The sequence below is a fragment of the Paraclostridium dentum genome (assembly GCF_012922555.1).
Taxonomy (GTDB): domain Bacteria; phylum Bacillota; class Clostridia; order Peptostreptococcales; family Peptostreptococcaceae; genus Paraclostridium; species Paraclostridium dentum.
Genome location: NZ_WIPK01000018.1, coordinates 1 through 21,217, shown reverse-complemented (window position 1 = coordinate 21,217; position 21,217 = coordinate 1). Strand labels below are relative to the sequence as shown.

Sequence of the window (21,217 nt, the reverse complement as noted above, 5' to 3'; positions counted from 1 at the left end):
GAATATATGTTAAATTTTGATGCAGGAAATTATGATGTAATAGTAGTTGGAGCGGGGCATGCAGGATGTGAAGCTGCATTAGCTACAGCTAGGATGGGACATAAGACATTAGTTATAACTCTTTCTTTAGACTCAATAGCTTTACTTCCTTGTAACCCTTCTATAGGAGGAACAGGAAAAGGACAATTAGTTAAGGAAATAGATGCTCTAGGTGGGCAAATGGGTATAAATATCGATAAAACATTTATACAAAGTAGAATGCTAAATACAGCTAAAGGGCCAGCTGTTCACTCATTAAGAGCTCAAGCAGATAAGGCTAGATATCATGAAGAAATGAAAAAAACATTAGAAAATGAGCCTAACTTAGATATAGCAATGGATGAAGTTGTAGATATATTAAGTGAAGGTAATGTTGTAAAGGGTGTAATTACAAAACTAGGATGTATTTATAATGCTAAAGCTGTAATACTTGCAACAGGAGTTTATTTAAACTCTAAAATATACATGGGAGAAGTTTCTTTTTATGAAGGTCCTAATGCTTTAGGATATAGTAAATTCTTAACTGATAAACTTGTTGACTTAGGATTAAGAATGAGAAGATTTAAAACAGGAACTCCTGCTAGAATACATAGAGATAGCATAGACTTCTCTGTTATGGAATTACAAAATGGAGATGAGCGTATAACTCCATTCTCATTCTTAAATAATGAATTAGCTAGAAAACAAGAGCCATGTTATTTAACAAGAACAAATTTAAACACTCATGAAATAATAAAGAGTAACCTAGGAAGATCTCCTATGTATGCAGGGGAAATAGATAGTACTGGTGCTAGATATTGTCCATCTATAGAAGATAAGATTGTTAGATTTAGTGACAAGGAATCACATCAAATATTTATAGAGCCAGAAGGAGAAAGTACTAAAGAAATGTACATCCAAGGTATATCAACAAGTTTACCTTACGAAGTACAAATTCAAATGTATAAAAGTGTTCAAGGTCTTGAAAATGCAAGAATAATGAGACCTGCATATGCAATAGAGTATGATTGTATAGACCCAACTCAATTAAAAACAACTCTTGAGATAAAAGGTGTAGACAACTTATTTAGTGCTGGTCAATTCAATGGAACTTCAGGTTATGAAGAGGCAGCATCTCAAGGTTTAATAGCAGGTATAAATGCAGCATTAAAAATTCAAGGAAAAGAACCATTTATATTAGACAGATCAGAAGCTTATATAGGTGTTTTAATAGATGATTTAGTTACAAAAGGAACTAATGAGCCTTATAGAATGATGACATCTAGATGCGAGTACAGATTGTACTTAAGACAAGATAATGCAGATATGAGACTTACTGAAAAGGGTAATGAAATAGGACTTGTAGATGAAGATAGATATAAAAAATACTTAGACAAAAAAGAGTTAATTGAAAAAGAATTAGAAAGATTAAAGACTGAAAGAATTACTCCTAAAGATATAAATCATCTACTAGAAGAAAAAGGGGCATCTCCTATAAAAGTAGGTTATTCTTTATATGAATTCTTAAAAAGACCAGAAGTTGATTATGAAATGATAGAAGCTGCTGGTAAAGGAGCAGGAGAAGAAGTTCCTTATTCAGTAAAAGAACAATGTGTAATAATGACTAAATATGAAGGTTATATAGATAAACAATTAAAACAAATAGATCAATTTAAAAAGCTAGAAAATAAGAAGTTAAATGAAGACTTAAATTATTCAGCTATAGATGGGTTAAGAATAGAAGCTAGACAAAAGTTAGATGCTATAAAGCCTATATCAATAGGACAAGCATCTCGTATATCTGGAGTTTCGCCAGCTGACATATCAGTTTTACTTATCTATCTTGAACAACAAAGAAGAGGTAGAGGTGAAAAAAATGACTAATGCTGATATATTAAAAAAAGGTATTGAAGACTTAGGATTAAAATGTAGTGATGAAACTATAGATAAGTTTAGTAAGTATAGAGAAATATTAGTTGAATGGAATCAAAAAATGAATCTTACTGGAATAGAAGAAGAAAAAGAAGTGTATATAAAACACTTTTTAGATTCTGTAGCTGCAGTTAAAAAAGGTTATATAAAAGATGGAATGTCTATAATTGACGTAGGTACTGGAGCTGGGTTTCCAGGACTTCCATTAAGAATTTGCTTAGAAAATTCAAAAGTAACACTTTTAGATTCTTTAAATAAAAGAATAAATTTCCTAAGTGAAGTTTGTACAAATATTAATATAGATGATATTGAATTAATACATGGAAGAGCAGAAGACTTTGGAAAAGACGAAAAATATAGAGAACAATATGATATAGCTACAGCTAGAGCTGTTGCAGGACTACCTATTTTAATGGAATTTTGTGTGCCTTTTATAAAAGTTGGGGGATACTTTGTATGTTTAAAAGGACCAAATGCAGACACTGAATTAGAAGAGTCTAGAAAAGCTATGGAAGTTTTAGGTTTAGAATTTGTAGAAAAGATAGATGTAGAGCTTCCAGAAATAGAGCTAAAACATAATATAGTTGTTTTCAAAAAAGTAAATAGTACGCCAGCAAAATACCCAAGAAAAGCAGGTAAACCAGTAAAAACCCCAATAAAATAGAATGAAAATCTATATTTCCAAAGAAATATTTTTAAATTATATGTTAAAAAAAATATTTTAGAAGGAATATGTAGTTAAATGAAGAAATATTATACAAATAAGTAACTAAGGTAATTTCGTGTTTTAAATATATTTAGTTTTGGATGAGAGAGGGATGTTATGGAAGATAAAAGAGTTATGGAGATACCTATAGATAATATAGTTCCAAATCCATACCAACCAAGAAGAGTATTTTCACAAGCGGCATTAGAAGAGTTAAGTGAATCTATAAAGGTATATGGTATATTACAGCCTATAACTGTTAGGAGTAAAAGCAACAATGAGTATGAATTAGTAGCAGGAGAGAGAAGGCTTAGGGCATCAAAACTAGCTGGATTAAAGACTATTCCTGCTATAATAAATAATATGTCTGATGAATCTTCAGCTGTATTAGCATTATTAGAAAACTTACAAAGAGAAGATTTAAATTTTATAGAAGAAGCTATGGGTTATGAGAACTTAATAAAAGAGCATGAGTTCACACAACAACAGCTTGCAGCAAAGTTAGGAAAAAATCAATCTACAATAGCTAATAAAATTAGAATACTAAGATTACCAACAGATATAAAAATAAAATTAGTAGAGAATAGTTTAACGGAGAGACATGCTAGAGCTTTATTGAAATTGCCAAATGAAGAACTTATGAGAGAAGTTTTAGAAAAGGTAATAAAATCAGATTTAAATGTAAAGAAAACAGAAAAGCTAATAGCAGATATATTAGAAGATTTAAAACAACCTAAAGATGGTGAAGATAAAAAACAAACTGTCAAAGGTATAATGGGAATGAGAATATACCTTAATACTATCAAGCAAGCATACGAAGCTATAACTAATACAGGATTAGAAGCTAAGTATAAAGAGGTTGATAAAGGTGATCACATAGAGGTTGTTGTAAAGATTCCTAAAAAATAAAAGATTACTGCTTAGCAGTAATCTTTTTTTAAAAGGTTAAAGGGGGTTAAGTCTTATGAGCAAAGTAATAGCAGTGTTTAATCAAAAAGGTGGAGTTGGAAAAACAACTACAAATGTAAATTTAAGCGCTAGTGTAGCTAAAATGGGTAAAAAAGTTTTAGTATTAGATCTAGATCCGCAGGGGAATTCTACTAGTGGATATGGTATAGAAAAAAATGAAGTCGAAAATACAATTTATGAAGTATTAATAAATAATGATAGTATAGAGAATGCAATAATTAAAACTGAATTTGAAAATATTGATATAGTAGCATCAGCAACAGAATTAGCTGGAGCAGAAATAGAGTTTACAACTGTTGAAGAAAGAGAATATATATTAAAAAAAGCAATAGATAAAGTAAGAGATAAATATGATTACATATTTATAGATTGTCCTCCATCTTTAGGTATGCTAACTATAAATTGTTTAACAGCAGTTGATAGTGTTTTAATACCTATACAGTGTGAATACTATGCTTTAGAAGGTGTTAGCCAGCTAATGGAAACTATATCACTAATTAAGAGAAGTCTAAATCCTAATTTAGAGATACAAGGTGTAGTTTTAAGTATGTTTGATGGAAGGGCGAACCTGTCAATTCAAGTAGTAGAAGAAGTAAAAAAATACTTTAAAGGAAGTGTGTATACAACTTTAATTCCAAGAAATGTAAGGTTAGCAGAGGCTCCAAGTCATGGTAAACCAGTTATATACTATGACTCTAGATGTAAAGGTGCTGTTGCATACTTAGAATTAGCAGAAGAATTTATAGATTTAGAGGAGGATGTGATATAGAATGGAAAAAACGACAAGACGTTCAAATAGACTAGGAAAAGGGCTAGGAGCTTTAATTCCAACTATAAAAGAAGAAATAGATTCAAAAGACATTGTTAATATAGATATAAAGAAAATTTATGCAAACCCAGAACAACCTAGAAAAGTTTTTGATGGGGAAAAAATAGAGATATTATCAAATTCTATAAAAAACTATGGAGTTTTACAGCCTATAGTAGTTAAACCAGATGATGAAGGTAAATACATGATAATAGCTGGTGAAAGAAGATATAGAGCTTCAAAAAAAGCTAATTTAAAAGAAATGCCAGCTGTTATAAAAGATATACCTATGAAAGATTTAATGGAAATAGCTCTTATAGAAAACTTACAAAGAGAAGATTTAAACTCTATAGAAGAAGCAATAGCTTATAAAAGTTTAATAGACCATTATAGTGTGACTCAAGAGGAAATTTCTGAAGCAGTCGGAAAAAGTAGACCTCACATAACAAATACTTTAAGACTTTTAAATCTTAGTAAAGAAGTTATGGCTATGGTAGAAGATAATAGAATTACTCCAGGTCATGGTAAAGCTCTTTTGAGAATAACTGATTCAAAAATGCAATTAGAGTTAGCTAACAAAATAATAGAGGAAGAGTTATCTGTTAGAGAAACTGAAAGATTAGCTAAAAAAATAGTAGAGAGCGAAACTCCAGTTGTTGAAAAAAGTAAAAAACAAAAAGATATATATATTGTGGATGTAGAAGAAAGACTTACAAGTCTTTTAGGAACAAAAGTTAATATTTCTAAAGGCAAGAAAAAAGGTAAAATAGAAATAGAGTACTATAATGATGATGATTTAAATGGCATAATATCATTATTGTTAGAAGGACAAGAAGCATAAGAGAGGGGACTTAATATGATTTACTTAGATAATGCAGCAACTACATTTCCAAAACCTAAGGAAGTATATTGTGCAGTTTTAGATTGTATGGAAACTTATGGAGCTAATCCAGGTAGAGCTGGTCATAAATTAGCTATGAGAGCAGGGAGAGAGATTTACGAGTGTAGAGAGAATATAGCTAAACTTTTAAATGTATCTAATCCTATGAACATAGTGTTTACACATAATGCTACAGACTCTTTAAATCTTGCTATAAAGGGGGTTGTTAAACCTGGGGATCATATTATAACAACAAGTATTGAACATAACTCAGTTATAAGACCTATAAAGTCTTTAGAGAAAAAAGGAGTAGAAAATACTATTGTTAAATGTGATAAATTAGGACAACTAGATCCTGAAGATATAAGAAAAGCAATAAGACCAAATACAAAATTGATTGTTACAACTCATGCATCAAATGTATGTGGAACTATTGTTGATATAGAATCTGTAGGTAATATAGCTAAAGAAAATAATATATTATACTTAGTGGATGCATCTCAAACATTAGGTGTCTATGATGTAGATGTTCAGAAATTAAATGTAGATATGGTAGCAGCTCCAGGACATAAATGTTTACTTGGACCACAAGGGACAGGTATTTTATATATAAGAGAAGGACTTAATGTTGATATATTAAAAGAAGGTGGAACAGGTAGTAATTCAGAAGAATTATTCCAACCTAACATGATGCCTGATAGATATGAATCAGGAACTCATAATACACCTGGTATAGCAGGTTTAAATGCAGGTGTTAAATTTGTTCTAGAAACAGGAATAGATAAAATTAGACATCATGAAGAAGAATTATGTGATTATATGCTGAAAAAACTAAAAGAGGTTCCTAATGTTAAAATATATGGACCTTTAGATAGCAAAAAAAGAGCAGCTGTAATTTCTATAAATATAGGGGATATAGATTCAGGAGAATTAACATACTTGCTAGACGATATGTACGATATTGCCACAAGATCAGGAATTCATTGTTCACCACTTACTCATGAGACAATAGGAACGCTTGTACAAGGCACTGTAAGATTTAGTTTTGGATACTTTAATACAAAAGAAGAAATAGATAAAGCTGTCGAAGCTTTGATAGAAATAGAAAAAGAAATTAATATGTAAAAATATGGGTGATTTACCTCAGTAGTATGGCTATAAAGAGGGAATCACCTGTATTTTTATGTACTAAATTAAAAATAAATGGCGTCTAAAAAAATAAATTAGTGTATTTATGATAAATATAAGTTATAATTTTATTATAAGAAAATGTTTTCTAGGGGGGACAGGCATGGAAATTTTAAGCTTAGGAGAAAAAATTAAGAAATTAAGAAAAGAAAAAAACTTAACGCTTAAAGAACTAGCTGGAGAAAGAATTACTGCAGCTCAAATTAGTCATATAGAAAGAGACAAGTCATACACTAGTTACGAGTTATTAGAATATTTAGCAAGCCGTCTTGGTGTAAGTGTAGACTATTTACTAGAAACAAAGGAAATGCAAGCTAAAAAGATAACTGATAATTTAATAATACAAAGTGAAATTTATATAAAATGCAAAGATTTAGAAAAAGCAAAAGAAGAAATAAATAAAGTTATGTCGATATGCACAAAGTATCAATTAATAGATAATTATGGGAGATGCAATCTATTACTTGCTACGATAAACCTAAAACAAAAAGATTATAATGCTGCTATAATTAACTTTGAAAAATCATTATATTTTTTCATACAAAATAATGATAAAGAGAATATAGCTAAATGCTATATAAACATAGGTAAAATTTATATGGAAGAAAACTTCCATAAAGGAGCAGTAAGTAACTTCAAGTTTGCTGAAGATATTTTAGAAGAAAATAAATTAAATGATTCAAGTGTTAAAAAAGATTTATACAGCAATATATCATTTTGTTATACACAATTAAACAAAGATGATGAAGCTTTAGAGTATATAGAAAAAATTAAAAACTTAGATATAACTGTTAACACAAAAGAAGAAGCTGAGTTAATGGTATCTAAAGCGAATAAATTAATGGGTATGGGTAAATATGAAGAAGCTAAGCAACAATTTAGATTAGCTTTAGAACTTTTAGAAGAAGAAGATAATAAGAATGAATTAGCTAATGTTTATTTAAGAGTATGCGAAGTTTATGAAAATATAGGCGACAGTGAAAAAGCATTAGATTATTCAAAACGAGCTTATGAAATAAAGAAATATGATGATGATGAATGTTCAATTGATGTTATTATAAAAATAATACAATCATACATTCAACTAGAAAACTATGAAGAAGCTAGAAAGTATTCGAAGTTAGCACTAGCTAGTTCAATAAAAAATAAAAATAAGTATTTTGAATATAAAGCTCTCAAATATTATTCTCAAATATACAAAAAAGAAGAAAATATTAAAATGGCAATAGAATATATACTAAAATGTATAAATATAGTAAATGAACTAAACGATAGGAAAACTCTTGCAGACTTATATATAGAATTAGGTCAACTATATACAGATATCTCAAAAGAAAAAGAACTTGAGTATTATCAAAAAGGTGTTTGTTTATATAAAAACTTAGAAATTATTTAAAAAGACTCTTTAATAAAAGGAGTCTTTTATTTTTATATAGAAAATATTAGGTATAAATGGGCTTGGGGGGATTAGATGTGAAAAAGAAATGGTTATTAATAATTGTATTAATTATAATAGTTTTAATAAATCCTAAGACAATAGGAAGTGTTAGTCAAAAATTAGGTAAAAAATCTGTAAAAATACAAGATAAAAAAAGTATAGAGGTTAGTGAAAAATTTAATTGTGTAGAGTATGAAGATAATATTGTATATTATGATGGAAAGACATTAAAAAGTGTAGATGAAAATGGAAAAGAAATATTTAAGATAAATCTAAATATAAAAAATTTAAGACTAGATAGCAATAAATATATAGATGTATTAGATAAAGATAAAAATACTATATATAGTATAAATAAAACTGGAAAAGTTGTTTTCAAAAAAAATGTATCGAATAATGGACTTATGTATGTAAGTTTAGATAATGATTCATATGTGTATGCATATAAAAAAGAAAATAAAGATAGTATAAATATTTACGATTTTGAGGGTAACTTGCAGAAAAACTTAGATTTAGAAGGTAAACTAACTGATATAGAATATACATCACAAGGTATATACGTGTGTGATTTAAAAACTGAAAAAGATTTAGAAAGTACAATAACTAAATATGATTACAATGGAAACTTAAAAGATAAAAAAAGCATAAAAGACTCTATTATTTTAGATAGCATAGTGCAAAAAGATAATATTTACTTAATTGAAAAAAATAAAATAAACAGGGTAGATTATAATTTAAAGGTAATTGATGAATTTGATGTTAAAAATATAAAATATTATAGCAATATAAATAGTGATGGAATGTATATTATAGAAGAAAACAATAATATAAAACATATAAGCAAGAAAGTTGAAGATATATCTACATCAAGTAATATTGAATATATAGATGGTATCGTTAATATGAAAGATAACTTTATATTGTATAAAGATAATAAAATAATTAATAAAAAAGGTGAAGAATTAAAAGGTTTTGAAAAAGACATAAAAAGTATAATGTTGATTAACGACTCAACTCTAGGTGTTGAATTGGATGATAAAATACAAATATTAAAAGTTAAATAGACAATAGGACAATGAAATAATTTAAATCTATGGTATAGGAATAATCTATAACAAAATATGTCTATATATGTTAAAATTAAGGAAGTATTGTATTATATTAAGGAGATGAGTATTTATGAGAATAGAGTTAGATGCAAAAGGACTGGCATGTCCGAAACCAGTTATAAATACTAAAAAAAAATTAGATAGTATTGAACAAGGGGTTGTAGAAGTAACTGTAGATAATGAGATTGCTAAGGAAAATATATTAAAATTAGCAAAATCAATGAATTTAGAAGCAAATGTATTAAAAACAGAAAAAGATTCTATTTGTATAGAGATTATAAAAGGTGAAAATGTTATAATAGAAGAAAAATCACAAGAGTCTTTAGTTGATACATGTATATTTATAAACTCAGATAAAATGGGAACTGGAAATGATGAATTAGGACAGGTACTTATAAAAGGATATATATATACTTTAACAGAAAGTAAGCCATATCCAAAAAGTATACTATTTGTTAATAGCGGAATAAAGTTGACAACAGAAAATGAAGCAACAGTAGAAAATCTGAAAATATTACAAGATGCAGGTGTTGAAATATTATCTTGTGGAACATGCTTAGATTACTACGGATTAAAAGAAGAATTAAAAGTTGGAACTGTAACAAATATGTATACAATTGTAGAATCAATGAATAATTCATCAAAAACTATATCTATATAAATAATAAAGACTACATGACAAAGTTTATGTAGTCTTTGTTTATATAAAATCAAAAATAAAGGCATTAAGAAAGGAATACAGGAAAATGAACGAAATGTATATAGTAGCTTTTAACTCAACACATCATGCAATAAGAACAGATAAAGTTTTAAATGAAAAAGATTTAAAGGTAACGACTTTACCAACACCTAGAGAAATAAGTTCTAGTTGTGGAATATCTGTTAGATTTTTAAAAGAGGACATGGATGTAGTTGTAGAATCTTTAGAAGAAAATGAAATTTTATATAATGGAATTTTCAAAGTAAATAGAGTAGCCGGAGGAAAAAAAGAAGTAACTAAATTAAGATAGGAGTGATGCAAATGCCAATGAAGCTAAACGTAGGAGATGTTGTAGAACTAAAGAAACCACATCCATGTGGATGTAAAGAATTTGAAATAACTAGAGCAGGAATGGACTTTAAAATAAAGTGTTTAAAGTGTGATAGAATGCTGATGTTAGATAGAGAAACTTTAGAAAAAAGAATAAAAAAAGTAAAAGGCTTGTAAAAAAGCGTTTTCTTTTGCTATAATTAAAGTGGGAAAACATTTTACCAAGGGGGAACTTAATTATGGCTATCAAATTTGCAAAAAGAATGGATGGATTAAAAGGATCTGAGATTCGTGAGCTTTTAAAATTGACAGAGAAACCTGAAGTAATATCTTTTGCAGGCGGACTTCCAGCTCCTGAATTATTTCCAGTAGAAGAAATGAAAGAAATATCAAGAATGGTATTAGAAGAATCAGGAAGAGAAGCTCTTCAATATACTACAACAGAAGGATTTGGACCTTTAAGAGAGCACATAGCTGAAAGAATGAATAGAAAGCTAAAAACTAATGTATCAAAAGATGATCTATTAATAACAAGTGGATCTCAACAAGGTTTAGATTTTGCAGGTAAAATTTTCTTAGATGAAGGAGACGTAGTTTTAGTAGAAAGTCCATCATACTTAGGTGCACTTAATGCTTTCAAAGCTTATTGTCCTAAATTTATAGAAGTACCAACTGATAAAGATGGTATGATAATTGAAGAACTAGAAAAGATTTTAGAAACAACAGAAAATGTAAAAATGATATATGTTATACCTGACTTCCAAAATCCAACAGGAAAGACATGGTCTATGGAAAGACGTGAAAGATTCATGGATGTCATAAATAAGTTTGAATTACCAGTAGTAGAGGATAATCCATATGGGGAATTAAGATTTGAAGGGGAAATATTACCATCATTAAAGGCTATGGATGAAAAAGGACTAGTTATGTTCTTAGGATCATTCTCAAAAATATTCTGTCCAGGATACAGAATAGGTTGGGTTGCTGCTTCTCCAGAATTATTATCAAAATTCATATTTGTTAAACAAGGAGCAGACTTACAAGCATCTACAATATCACAAAGAGAAGTAAGTAAATTTATAGATGTTTATGATTTAGATGCACATGTTGAGAAAATAAAAACAGTTTATAGAAGACGTAGAGATTTAATGTTAAAAACAATAGATGAAACATTCCCAGAAGGAATAGAACATACATATCCAGAAGGTGGATTATTTACTTGGGTAGATCTACCTCAACACTTAGATGCAAGAAAAATAATGGAAAAATGTTTAGAAAACAATGTTGCTTATGTTCCAGGAGGGTCATTCTTCCCTAATGGAGGCAAAGAAAATACATTCAGATTAAATTACTCTAATATGCCTGATGAAAAAATAGTTGAAGGTGTTAAGAGATTAGCAGAGGCATTAAAAGATGCTTTAGCTCAAGATGCAAATGCTTAAATAAAAAATAGTGACCTTTCGGTCACTATTTTTTTTAGGGGAGATTAAGATGAAATATATTAAGGTTATGGGGTTATACCTTATAGGATTAACAAAATAAAAATCTTTATACTATATTAATTTTAGATTTTATTTTTTCTAATAATATTAATATTTCCAATTTTAGTATGAAATAAAATAAAATTGACAATTAATTTTATTAGTGATAAAATGTGTAAAGTGTGAGATTATAAATCTCATTTCTCTGCTCTGCGCAGCAGAGCCGTAAGTCCAAAGGGAGGTGAATCGTGTGAAGAATTATGAATTAGTTTTCGTAGTAAAGCCTAATGCAGATGAAGAAACAAAAGCAGCTGTATTAAACAAGGTTAAAGAAGTTATAGCTACTGAAGGTGAAGTTGCAACTGTAGATACTTGGGGTACTAAGAAATTAGCTTACCCAATAGCTAAGTTCACTGAAGGTTACTATGTATTAGTTAACTTTAAGTCAGGTGTTGATGTTCCTAAGGAAATAGACAGAAACTTAAAGATAAACGAGAACGTAATAAGACATATGATAGTTGTTGCTTAATAACTAATATATAAATTTTACGTGAATAGGCGGTGTTTATATGAATCATGTTGTGCTAGTGGGAAGATTAACGAAGGATCCTGAGTTAAGATATATCCCAGGAACAGGAACAGCCGTTGCATCATTCAGTATTGCCATTGATAGAGATTTTACTAAAAAAGATGGTAGCAAAGATACTGATTTTATACCGGTTGAGGTAATGGGTAAACCTGCTGAATTTTGTGCAAACTATATATCAAAAGGTAGATTAGTTGCTATACAAGGTTCGATAAGAGTAGATAATTATCAAACTCAATCAGGAGAAAAAAGAACTTTCACTAAGGTAAGTGCTCGAAATATACAAGCCTTAGATAGTAATAAAAATAGATCGGATAGTCCATATCCAAATCAAAATCAGAATCAAGGATTCGAACCTAGTTTCGAACCAAGCTTTGAGCCTGCAGGATTAGATCCTCAAGGATTCCAAGCTATAGATGATGATGATATACCATTCTAAAAAGGAGGGAAAAAGACATGATAAACAAGAAGAGACGTAAGAAAAAAAGAGTTTGTCAATTCTGTGCAGATAAAAATGCTAAGATAGACTACAAAAATACTCAAAGATTACAAAAATACGTAACTGAAAGAGGTAAAATATTACCTAGAAGAATAGCTGGTACTTGTGCTAAGCATCAAAGAGAATTAACAGTTGCTATAAAGAGAGCTAGAAACTTAGCTTTATTACCATATACATTAGACTAAGAAAAGGACGAGCCTTTAGGGGGCTCGTTTTTTTATTGGTTAAAACTACTATGATTTATGATATAATATTTATATATTAAGGAGGGGGGACATAGTGAGACTAGATAAAAACTCAGAGATAACGAAGAACATAAAAATTATTGAATGGATGAAAACAGAATTAATAATAAGCCTGGGGGACTTATTTAACCTTTTGTTTAAAGGTACAAGACCTGTAGATCAGATTTTACAAGATACTCTAGCTAATATAGTTATGGTTACATATTTACTATCAAAGAGACTTGGAATTAGCTTTAAGGAAATAGATTATAAAATAAAGGAAAAGATAAAGGATGGAATAGAGGAAGACCATAGTGTAGAACGATGGTATGGAGATTTATCTAATCTTAAAAATTACTTAGACAATAGGGAGTGATATTAATTTGAATAATAGAGCTAAATTAACTCAAACGGCAATGATTACTGTTATAGCTATTGGACTTTGTCTTGCTTCAGCATACATTCCGTTTTTAGGGTTACTTGCGCTTATTCTTCCTGTTCCATATGCTATAATATCAACAACTTCAGGATATAAGTATGCATTAATTTCAGCTATATCCTCTTTTTTTATATTGGTATTAACTGTAGACGTAGTATACGCTTTAAATTTACTTATAATGTGTATGTTACCAGGGATAGCAGTGGGATATAGAATCAATCAAGATAGCAAAGTAGAAGATGAAAATAAAAGCTTTACGCCTATATATTTTGGAACGATAGCATTTATACTATCTATAATTGTATTTTTTGCAATGTCAAAACTGTTATTTAATATAGATTTATTAGCAGATATATCGAAAACTATAAAAGCAACAGTAGAAGCTCAGTTTGCTGTTATGGAAAGCACTAATATGATGCCTAAGGAAAATATAACAGCCAAAGATATGATTAATATGTTCCAAAACATGATGCCTACAGTGTTATTTATGTATAGCATAATAGCATCACTAATAACATATTATGTAGAAGCCTTTATTTTAAGAAGAACTAAAGTATTAAATTACGATTTACCAAAATTTTCGGAGTTTTATTTACCAGGAAATGCTATAGTGACATCACTAATATTATATTTATTAGTTATGTTCTTAGAGATGTTGAATATAGGGCTTTATACAGACTCAATAATGTTAAATATTCAATTGGTATTTAGTATACTATTTTTAATACAAGGTGTATCAGTGTCTATTTACTTTATAAAAAGATGGAAAGATAAATCGCCAGGTAAAATAGTATTTGCAGTAATAGCAGTAATTCTATTATCAGGATCCATGATTTTGAGCTTTGTAGGAATGTTAGACAGTGCAATTGATTTTAGAAAGGTAAGAAACTACAAATCCACTTAGGAGGTAGAAATGTTTAATAAGTCGACCTTTAAATTTAATATGCCAGAAATAAATGCATACATAGTGGTTATTGGGATTCTTAGTCTTATATTAATGTATTACAATATATATATAGGTGCTCTTGTATTTGCTGCCTTTATATATATTGTTTTTCATAACTGGAGAACAAGAGATATAAGAAGAAAAGAATGGAATAAGTATATTCAAGATTTAGCTGTAGATATTGATGAAGTAACAAAAAAAGCTATACTAAACTTGCCAATACCTTTATGTATTTTAGAGTTTGATGGTAGTGTTACATGGTACAATGCTAAGTTCCATGAAATGACAGAAAAAGAAGATACCTTAGGTATGAACATAGAAACTCTTGTTAAAAATATAAACTTAAGAAAAGTATTAAATGAAAATAAAGAGTTATATACCGATATAAACTATAATGGAAGACAGTACACTATAGTTTATAATATTATAAAAAGTGATCAAGAAGACAAAACTAAATATTTAATGATGCTTTACTGGATTGATAAAACTGACTACTTAGATTTAAAAAGTAAGTATGAAGAAGAAAAAAATGTAGTAGCTACTATACAAGTAGATGGATATGATGAAGTATTACAAAGTGCTCCTGAAGAGAGAAGACCTTTAATAAATGTAGATATCGATAAAATATTAGCGTCATTAGAATCAAGTTGTAACGGTGCGCTTGAAAAAACGGCTAATGACAAATACTTTTTAGTTTTAAGTAAAAATGAATTAGACAAATTAGAAGCAGATAAATTCTCTATATTAGATAAAATAAGAGAAATTGACCAAGAAAATAATTTACCTGTAACAATAAGTATAGGTATAGGAATAGAAGGAAAAACAATTAATGATAATTTCAAATTAGCAAAAGGAGCATTAGACTTAGCTCTTGGTAGAGGTGGAGATCAAGCCGTAATAAAAACTAAAGACAAGTCTATATTCTACGGTGGTAAATCTAAAGCTGTAGAAAAGAAAACTAAAGTTAAATCAAGACTTATAGGTCATGCGCTAAGAGAGATTATATTAGAAAGCAAGAATATATATATAATGGGACATAAATATCCTGATATGGACGCAATGGGAGCCGCAGGAGGTATTTATGATATATGTAAGTCATGTAATAAAAATGCACATATAGTTTTAAATAGTTCCAACGATTCTATTGACGAATTTGTAGGTAGATTAAAAAAATCTGATTACTACAATAATTTGTTTATATCAAGAGAAGATGCTATTAAAAATTGTTCTAAGGACACATTGGTAATCGTAGTTGATACTCATAGACCTAACTTTACTGAATGTCCTGAATTATTAGCTATATCTGATAAAATTGTTGTTATAGACCACCATAGAAGAGGGGTCGAATTTATAAATGATACAGTTCTTTTATTCCATGAAACTTACGTATCATCAACTTGTGAGATGGTAACGGAATTAGTTCAGTATATGGAAGAAGATGTTAAAATAAATAAATTAACAGCAGAAGGATTAATGGCAGGAATAAGTTTAGATACTAAAAACTTTGCATTTAAAACAGGAGTTAGAACATTTGAAGCAGCATCATATCTGAAAAAAGCAGGAGCAGATACAATAGAAGTTAAGAAGTTATTTAACTCTAATTTAGAAGATTTTGTAACGAAAGCAGAGATAATTCAAAGCACTAAAGTTATAAATGACAAGATATGTTTAGCTTACTGCAAGTCGGATATAAATAATATAAATGTAGTTGTAGCTCAAGCTGCAGATGAGCTTTTAAGCATAAAAGATGTAGAAGCATCATTTGTATTAGGTAAAACTAAATCAGGAACTATATTTATAAGTGCTAGATCATTAGGGTCTATTAACGTACATGTATTAATGGAAAAACTAGGTGGCGGAGGCCACATTGATATAGCAGGAGCTCAACTTGAAGGAGTATCTTTAGAAGAAGGATATAAGATGGTATCAGACATCATAACACAATATCTAGAGGAGGAAGAAGAGTAATGAAAGTTATATTATTAAAAGACATAAAAGGAACAGGAAAAAAAGGTGATGTAAAGGAAGTTAGTGATGGATACGCTAGAAACTTTTTATTCCCTAAAAAATTAGCAGTTCAAGCTGGAAATACAGAGTTAAAAGAATTAAAAGAAAAACAAACATCTCAACAAATAAAAGAACAAAAAGAATACGAAGCAGCAGTTGAATTAGGAAAGAAAATGGAAGAAATGAATATAACTATGTATTCTAAAGCTGGTGATGGTGGAAGATTATTTGGTTCTATAACATCTAAAGATATAGCTGCTCAAATAAAAAAAGAGCATGGAATAGATGTAGATAAGAGAAAAGTTATATTAGATGAGCCTATAAGAGTTTTAGGTTCAAGATTTGTTGAAATAAAAATACATCAAAAAGTAGTTACTAAAATGAGAGTAGACGTAAAAGAAAAACAATAAGAAAAACACTAGAGGTGAGATAAATGGAGGATATAGGTAGAATTCCTCCACATAGTGTGGAGTCTGAGCAATCTATACTAGGATCTATACTATTAGATAAAGAAGCTATAATAACTGTTACAGAAACTATAAAACCTGAAGATTTTTATAAAGAAGCTCATAAAATTATTTATGAGTGCATGATGAAGCTAAACAATAAAAATGAACCTATAGATTTAATAACTCTTACTGAAGAGTTAAAGAAGCAAGGTCATCTAGAGGATATAGGAGGAATAAGCTATATAACTAGCTTATCTACTATAGTACCTACAACTTCTAATGTTAAGTATTATGCAGATATAGTGAAAGAGAAATCAGTTTTAAGAAAGCTTATAAGAGTATCTAATGATATATTAAACTTAGGATATGATAGTTCAATAAAAGTAGAAGACATTTTAGAAAAAGCAGAAAAGCAAATATTTGATATATCTCAAGAAAAATCTAGCGAAGATTTCCAAACTATAAATTCAGTACTTATGGATACATATGACACTATAGAAAAGTTATATACTAATAAGGAAGATATAACTGGAATAACTACTGGATTTGACGACTTAAATAAGAAAACAAATGGACTACAAAGAACAGACTTGCTACTTGTTGCAGCACGTCCTGCAATGGGTAAAACAGCATTTTCTCTTAACTTAGTCCAAAATGCAGCACTTAAAGGTGATGCATCTGTAGCTGTATTTAGTTTAGAGATGTCAAAAGAACAATTAGTTCAACGTATGTTATCTGCACAATCTCATGTAGAATTGAAAAAGATAAAAACTGGTAACTTAGATGAAAATGACTGGCCTAGAATTATAGATGCTATGTCTGTTTTATCTAACGCCAACATATATATAGACGATACACCTGGTATAAAAATAGGTGAATTAAGATCGAAGTGTAGAAAATTAAAAATTGAAAAAGGTTTAGACCTAATTCTTATAGATTACCTTCAACTTATGGAAGGTGATGGAGGGAATGAAAGTAGACAACAAGAAATATCTAAAATTTCTAGATCTTTGAAAATAATAGCTAAGGAATTGAATTGTCCTGTAGTAGCATTATCTCAGTTGTCACGTGCACCAGAACAAAGATCAGATCATAGACCTATGTTATCCGATTTAAGAGAATCTGGAGCTATAGAGCAGGATGCAGATATAGTAATGTTCCTATACAGAGATGAATATTATCATCCTGATTCAGAAAGAAAGAATATAGGAGAAATTATAATTGCTAAAAATAGACATGGAGAAACTGGATCAGTTGAACTTGTTTGGTTAGGCGAAATACAAAAATTTGCAAATAAAGCTAGAGAAATGTAATAAAAAAATATCCACATGTTGATAATTTTATAAAAAATAATCATATGTGGATATTTTTATTTTAAACTATCGAAACGATATCCACAATTTCCACAGATGCTCTGTGGATAAATGGTGGATAAAAAACAAATTAAAAAAGCAAGCTAATTTAGCTTGCTTTCTTATAATTAGTATAATTTTTTCAACGGGGGAGAAAAAAATGATAAATATAGTATATATATATCCAAATACAGAGTTTATAAACAAAGAAATCAATATATGTAGAATAATTGATAATAAAGATAAAGAAACTATAGTTGTATATGGCATTAAAGAAAATAATAAAGTAAAAATATACATTACAAATACATTTACAGGAGATAATAAACTAGTAAAAAAGGCTAACAATGTAAATGATATGATTAGATTTATAGAAACTAATGAACACGAAATAAAAACCCTAGAAAGCTTAGAATATGTGGAAAAATACATACTAAATAAAATAGGTTAATAAAAAAGGTTTTGAAAATAAAGCGAATGTTTGGTAAAATAAGAAAGTAAGTGTTCGAATAAAATAATTAGAGGTGAATTAATATGAAGACTGTTGCTATAGTAGGCTCTCAATGGGGAGACGAAGGTAAAGGTAAAGTTATAGACTATTTAGCTACACAAGCTGATGTAGTAGTAAGAGGACAAGGTGGAAACAATGCAGGTCATACATTAGTTGTTGATGGAAAGAAATATGCATTACACCTAATACCATCAGGAGTATTAAATCCAGAAACTATAAATGTAATAGGTAACGGAATAGTATTTGATCCAAAAGGATTTTTAGAAGAATTAGCTAAGTTAAATGCAGATAATATAGATACTAAAAATATAAAAATAAGTGATAGAGCGCATGTTATATTCCCATATCACAAGGAATTAGATGCTTTAGCTGAAGAAGCTAGAGGAGATAATAAAATAGGTACTACTAAAAAAGGTATAGGACCTTGTTACATGGATAAAACAGAGAGATCTGGAATAAGAATATGTGACTTAATGGATAAAGATATATTCGCTAAAAAATTAAAAGCTCAAATAGATGCTAAGAATAAAATAGTTAAGAATATATATGGAGCAGAAGAGTTTGACTTCGATGCTATATACAATGAATACTTAGGGTATGCAGAGCAAATAAGATCTTACGTAGATGATACATCAGTTGTTGTATACGAAGCTATAAAAGCAGGAAAGAAAGTCTTATTTGAAGGAGCTCAAGGTACATTACTAGACTTAGATTTAGGAACGTATCCGTTCGTAACATCTTCTCATCCTACATCAGGAGGATTCTCTGTAGGAGCTGGTGTTGGACCTAACATGATAAAAGATGTTGTAGGTATAGTAAAATCTTACACTACTAGAGTTGGAGAAGGACCATTTGTTACAGAGTTAAACGATGAAACAGGGGACAAGATAAGAACTCAAGGAAGAGAGTTTGGAACAACTACAGGTAGAGCAAGAAGATGTGGATGGTTTGATGCTGTAATAGTTAGATATGCTGCTAGAGTTAATGGATTAACTAGTATATCTTTAATGTTATTAGACGTTTTAACTGGATTTGATACAGTTAAAATATGTACATCTTACAAAATGGGAGACAAAGTGTTAAGAGAATTCCCAGCTTCATTAGAAGATTTAGCTAAGTGTGAGCCTATATATGAAGAATTAGAAGGATGGTCTGAAGATTTAACAGGTATGGAAACATATGAAGAACTTCCTGAAAATGCTAAGAAATATATAGCTAAAATAGAAGAGTTAGTTGGAGTAAATGTAGATATGGTTTCAGTTGGACCAAACAGAGCGCAAACTATAGTAAGAAAAAATATATTCTAATCTTATAATATATAAAACTAAAAGCTATGTTAAAACATTATATAATGTTTTAACATAGCTTTATTTTATTTTTATATTAATTTATCTATATTTAATTGACTTAAAATATCTTTTTTAACTTTAAATCTAATTGTTTTTAAAGGATCAACAACTTGGCAAACTTCTATATCACTAGTTAAACTCATTAGCATAACTAGATCATTTTTAGATAAGTTGCATTTAGGAAGTAAAATATCAAACATATCTTCGATAGCGATTTCATAAGCCTCATCCAATGTTTCAGCAGAAGCTACAGTATAATAAGCATCTTTAGTTTCTAAGATAGGATTCTTTATTGTTAAGTTATCTATTACTTCAACTTTTACATCAACTAGAGCTCCTATTTCAGCTCCGCTTACTCCGATTTCACCATCACCCATAACAGCATGGATATCTCCAAGAGATAATAAAGATCCCTCTACTGATATAGGAAGATATACACTAGAGCCTTCAGCTATAATCTTACAGTCCATGTTACCACCGTGACTACCAGGAGTTCCACAATTTATAGATTTATTATCGCTTGGAGCAACACCTATAACACCAATCATTTTATTTAAAGGAAGTTCTAAATTATTAAATAAAGCTTTTTCATTTTCTATTTTTAAAATATTATGAGTCATAGTATCTAGTTTATTACCAAGAACTCCAACTCCAGGACCTGTCATGGCAAGAGCATTGCCTTTTAATTCAATAGAATTTATACTAACTTTTAAAGTCTGGTTAGGCATAGAATTTTCTATGTATAAAGGTCCAGTTGCTGGATTTACTCTATCAAAGTCTATACTGTCCATATTGTCATCACTACGTGTTATTTGACTACACATGCAATCATGAGTTTCAAAAACTACATTGCTTCCTGATTTTACTTTAAGAACTGGATTGTTTAAGCTTGAAAATGTAAATGTATGATTTTCTTTGTTTATGAAGTTCATAAATTTACCTCCTTTATTTAGTATAAGAATATTATATTACAAATAGTATTAATAAAATATTTTTATAATATAATCTTTAAAAAAATATAAAAAAATTAACAAAATTACTAAATTTTGCTGAAAATTATGTTTAAATAAATGGATTAAACCATTGAAAAATAGGGTATTTAAATAATTTGCTTAAAAAAATTAAAAAATTTTACAAAAAGTGTTGACGAAAGTTAATAAAGCTAATATAATAGTATTTGTTGATACGGCAGAGAAAAAAGTCGAAACAACATCTCAGCAAAGATGATCCATTAGCTCAGTCGGTAGAGCACCTGACTTTTAATCAGGGTGTCCCGCGTTCGAGTCGCGGATGGAT

General features: G+C 29.1%; 23 protein-coding genes. 22 read left to right on the top strand and 1 reads right to left on the bottom strand.

Annotated features, from left to right (window positions below):
- The first annotated feature begins 6 nt into the window (after positions 1-6).
- The 22 genes from mnmG to GFJ41_RS16195 all read left to right on the top strand — a co-directional run bounded on the left by mnmG (position 7) and on the right by GFJ41_RS16195 (position 19,879).
- On the top strand, positions 7-1,902 hold the full coding sequence (mnmG, locus tag GFJ41_RS16300) for a tRNA uridine-5-carboxymethylaminomethyl(34) synthesis enzyme MnmG (protein ID WP_170075873.1): 1,896 nt from the start codon (positions 7-9) through the stop codon (positions 1,900-1,902).
- On the top strand, positions 1,895-2,614 hold the full coding sequence (rsmG, locus tag GFJ41_RS16295) for a 16S rRNA (guanine(527)-N(7))-methyltransferase RsmG (protein WP_021428030.1): 720 nt from the start codon (positions 1,895-1,897) through the stop codon (positions 2,612-2,614). Before mnmG ends, rsmG begins: the two co-directional genes overlap by 8 nt.
- A 159-nt stretch (positions 2,615-2,773) precedes the next feature.
- Positions 2,774-3,565 carry a nucleoid occlusion protein gene (gene noc / locus GFJ41_RS16290; RefSeq protein WP_021427994.1) on the top strand — a complete coding sequence of 264 codons (792 nt, stop codon included), beginning with the start codon at positions 2,774-2,776 and terminating at the stop codon, positions 3,563-3,565.
- Positions 3,566-3,620: 55 nt separating this feature from the next.
- Positions 3,621-4,394 (top strand): ParA family protein, encoded by a 774-nt coding sequence (locus GFJ41_RS16285; RefSeq protein ID WP_021428117.1) that lies wholly within the window; start codon positions 3,621-3,623, stop codon positions 4,392-4,394.
- 1 nt (position 4,395) lies between these two features.
- Positions 4,396-5,274, top strand: coding sequence for a ParB/RepB/Spo0J family partition protein (locus GFJ41_RS16280; RefSeq protein ID WP_170075872.1), 879 nt, complete (start codon positions 4,396-4,398; stop codon positions 5,272-5,274).
- Positions 5,275-5,289: 15 nt separating this feature from the next.
- Complete coding sequence (locus tag GFJ41_RS16275) at positions 5,290-6,438, top strand: aminotransferase class V-fold PLP-dependent enzyme (protein ID WP_150841736.1); 1,149 nt, start codon at positions 5,290-5,292, stop codon at positions 6,436-6,438.
- 166 nt (positions 6,439-6,604) lie between these two features.
- The gene (locus GFJ41_RS16270) at positions 6,605-7,897 is read left to right on the top strand and encodes a helix-turn-helix domain-containing protein (protein WP_168932752.1); all 1,293 of its coding nucleotides are present in this window, start codon (positions 6,605-6,607) and stop codon (positions 7,895-7,897) included.
- A gap of 77 nt (positions 7,898-7,974) precedes the next feature.
- The gene (locus GFJ41_RS16265; RefSeq protein WP_170075871.1) at positions 7,975-9,003 is read left to right on the top strand and encodes a DUF5711 family protein; all 1,029 of its coding nucleotides are present in this window, start codon (positions 7,975-7,977) and stop codon (positions 9,001-9,003) included.
- Positions 9,004-9,118: 115 nt separating this feature from the next.
- Positions 9,119-9,709 carry a sulfurtransferase-like selenium metabolism protein YedF gene (gene yedF, locus GFJ41_RS16260; RefSeq protein ID WP_170075870.1) on the top strand — a complete coding sequence of 197 codons (591 nt, stop codon included), beginning with the start codon at positions 9,119-9,121 and terminating at the stop codon, positions 9,707-9,709.
- 85 nt (positions 9,710-9,794) lie between these two features.
- A complete protein-coding gene (locus GFJ41_RS16255) occupies positions 9,795-10,058 on the top strand; it encodes a putative Se/S carrier protein (protein ID WP_021434333.1) in 264 nt (87 codons plus the stop codon).
- Between the two features lie 11 nt (positions 10,059-10,069).
- Positions 10,070-10,255: a DUF951 domain-containing protein gene (locus tag GFJ41_RS16250; protein ID WP_021428122.1), complete on the top strand. Its 186-nt coding sequence runs from the start codon at positions 10,070-10,072 to the stop codon at positions 10,253-10,255.
- Between the two features lie 62 nt (positions 10,256-10,317).
- Positions 10,318-11,520: an aminotransferase-like domain-containing protein gene (locus GFJ41_RS16245; RefSeq protein ID WP_021428032.1), complete on the top strand. Its 1,203-nt coding sequence runs from the start codon at positions 10,318-10,320 to the stop codon at positions 11,518-11,520.
- Positions 11,521-11,809: 289 nt separating this feature from the next.
- On the top strand, positions 11,810-12,088 hold the full coding sequence (gene rpsF, locus GFJ41_RS16240; protein WP_021428006.1) for a 30S ribosomal protein S6: 279 nt from the start codon (positions 11,810-11,812) through the stop codon (positions 12,086-12,088).
- Between the two features lie 40 nt (positions 12,089-12,128).
- Entirely contained in the window at positions 12,129-12,584 is a 456-nt protein-coding gene (locus GFJ41_RS16235; protein WP_021434331.1) for a single-stranded DNA-binding protein, read from the top strand.
- A gap of 17 nt (positions 12,585-12,601) precedes the next feature.
- The gene (gene rpsR, locus GFJ41_RS16230; protein WP_021127409.1) at positions 12,602-12,829 is read left to right on the top strand and encodes a 30S ribosomal protein S18; all 228 of its coding nucleotides are present in this window, start codon (positions 12,602-12,604) and stop codon (positions 12,827-12,829) included.
- 94 nt (positions 12,830-12,923) lie between these two features.
- Positions 12,924-13,244, top strand: coding sequence for a MazG-like family protein (locus tag GFJ41_RS16225; RefSeq protein ID WP_021428034.1), 321 nt, complete (start codon positions 12,924-12,926; stop codon positions 13,242-13,244).
- Between the two features lie 7 nt (positions 13,245-13,251).
- The gene (locus GFJ41_RS16220; RefSeq protein ID WP_021428002.1) at positions 13,252-14,211 is read left to right on the top strand and encodes a YybS family protein; all 960 of its coding nucleotides are present in this window, start codon (positions 13,252-13,254) and stop codon (positions 14,209-14,211) included.
- Positions 14,212-14,220: 9 nt separating this feature from the next.
- On the top strand, positions 14,221-16,221 hold the full coding sequence (locus GFJ41_RS16215; protein WP_021427993.1) for a DHH family phosphoesterase: 2,001 nt from the start codon (positions 14,221-14,223) through the stop codon (positions 16,219-16,221).
- Entirely contained in the window at positions 16,221-16,670 is a 450-nt protein-coding gene (gene rplI, locus GFJ41_RS16210; protein WP_021428061.1) for a 50S ribosomal protein L9, read from the top strand. Before GFJ41_RS16215 ends, rplI begins: the two co-directional genes overlap by 1 nt.
- 23 nt (positions 16,671-16,693) lie before the next feature.
- Positions 16,694-18,022 carry a replicative DNA helicase gene (gene dnaB, locus GFJ41_RS16205; protein WP_021428037.1) on the top strand — a complete coding sequence of 443 codons (1,329 nt, stop codon included), beginning with the start codon at positions 16,694-16,696 and terminating at the stop codon, positions 18,020-18,022.
- A gap of 199 nt (positions 18,023-18,221) precedes the next feature.
- On the top strand, positions 18,222-18,512 hold the full coding sequence (locus tag GFJ41_RS16200; protein WP_025161516.1) for a hypothetical protein: 291 nt from the start codon (positions 18,222-18,224) through the stop codon (positions 18,510-18,512).
- Positions 18,513-18,595: 83 nt separating this feature from the next.
- Positions 18,596-19,879 (top strand): adenylosuccinate synthase, encoded by a 1,284-nt coding sequence (locus tag GFJ41_RS16195; RefSeq protein ID WP_021428046.1) that lies wholly within the window; start codon positions 18,596-18,598, stop codon positions 19,877-19,879.
- 71 nt (positions 19,880-19,950) lie between these two features.
- Here the strand turns inward: GFJ41_RS16195 and GFJ41_RS16190 are convergent, their stop codons facing one another.
- Positions 19,951-20,853 (bottom strand): acetamidase/formamidase family protein, encoded by a 903-nt coding sequence (locus GFJ41_RS16190; RefSeq protein ID WP_170075869.1) that lies wholly within the window; start codon positions 20,851-20,853, stop codon positions 19,951-19,953.
- Positions 20,854-21,217: the final 364 nt, after the last annotated feature.

Excerpts from the sequence above, each read along its gene's own strand:
- mnmG (WP_170075873.1), top strand. The coding sequence starts at position 7 with ATGTTAAATTTTGATGCAGGAAATTATGATGTAATAGTAGTTGGAGCG.
- rsmG (WP_021428030.1), top strand. The coding sequence starts at position 1,895 with ATGACTAATGCTGATATATTAAAAAAAGGTATTGAAGACTTAGGATTA.
- noc (WP_021427994.1), top strand. The coding sequence starts at position 2,774 with ATGGAAGATAAAAGAGTTATGGAGATACCTATAGATAATATAGTTCCA.
- GFJ41_RS16285 (WP_021428117.1), top strand. The coding sequence starts at position 3,621 with ATGAGCAAAGTAATAGCAGTGTTTAATCAAAAAGGTGGAGTTGGAAAA.
- GFJ41_RS16280 (WP_170075872.1), top strand. The coding sequence starts at position 4,396 with ATGGAAAAAACGACAAGACGTTCAAATAGACTAGGAAAAGGGCTAGGA.
- GFJ41_RS16275 (WP_150841736.1), top strand. The coding sequence starts at position 5,290 with ATGATTTACTTAGATAATGCAGCAACTACATTTCCAAAACCTAAGGAA.
- GFJ41_RS16270 (WP_168932752.1), top strand. The coding sequence starts at position 6,605 with ATGGAAATTTTAAGCTTAGGAGAAAAAATTAAGAAATTAAGAAAAGAA.
- yedF (WP_170075870.1), top strand. The coding sequence starts at position 9,119 with ATGAGAATAGAGTTAGATGCAAAAGGACTGGCATGTCCGAAACCAGTT.
- GFJ41_RS16255 (WP_021434333.1), top strand. The coding sequence starts at position 9,795 with ATGAACGAAATGTATATAGTAGCTTTTAACTCAACACATCATGCAATA.
- GFJ41_RS16250 (WP_021428122.1), top strand. The coding sequence starts at position 10,070 with ATGCCAATGAAGCTAAACGTAGGAGATGTTGTAGAACTAAAGAAACCA.
- GFJ41_RS16245 (WP_021428032.1), top strand. The coding sequence starts at position 10,318 with ATGGCTATCAAATTTGCAAAAAGAATGGATGGATTAAAAGGATCTGAG.
- GFJ41_RS16235 (WP_021434331.1), top strand. The coding sequence starts at position 12,129 with ATGAATCATGTTGTGCTAGTGGGAAGATTAACGAAGGATCCTGAGTTA.
- rpsR (WP_021127409.1), top strand. The coding sequence starts at position 12,602 with ATGATAAACAAGAAGAGACGTAAGAAAAAAAGAGTTTGTCAATTCTGT.
- GFJ41_RS16215 (WP_021427993.1), top strand. The coding sequence starts at position 14,221 with ATGTTTAATAAGTCGACCTTTAAATTTAATATGCCAGAAATAAATGCA.
- rplI (WP_021428061.1), top strand. The coding sequence starts at position 16,221 with ATGAAAGTTATATTATTAAAAGACATAAAAGGAACAGGAAAAAAAGGT.
- dnaB (WP_021428037.1), top strand. The coding sequence starts at position 16,694 with ATGGAGGATATAGGTAGAATTCCTCCACATAGTGTGGAGTCTGAGCAA.
- GFJ41_RS16200 (WP_025161516.1), top strand. The coding sequence starts at position 18,222 with ATGATAAATATAGTATATATATATCCAAATACAGAGTTTATAAACAAA.
- GFJ41_RS16195 (WP_021428046.1), top strand. The coding sequence starts at position 18,596 with ATGAAGACTGTTGCTATAGTAGGCTCTCAATGGGGAGACGAAGGTAAA.
- GFJ41_RS16190 (WP_170075869.1), bottom strand. The coding sequence starts at position 20,853 with ATGAACTTCATAAACAAAGAAAATCATACATTTACATTTTCAAGCTTA.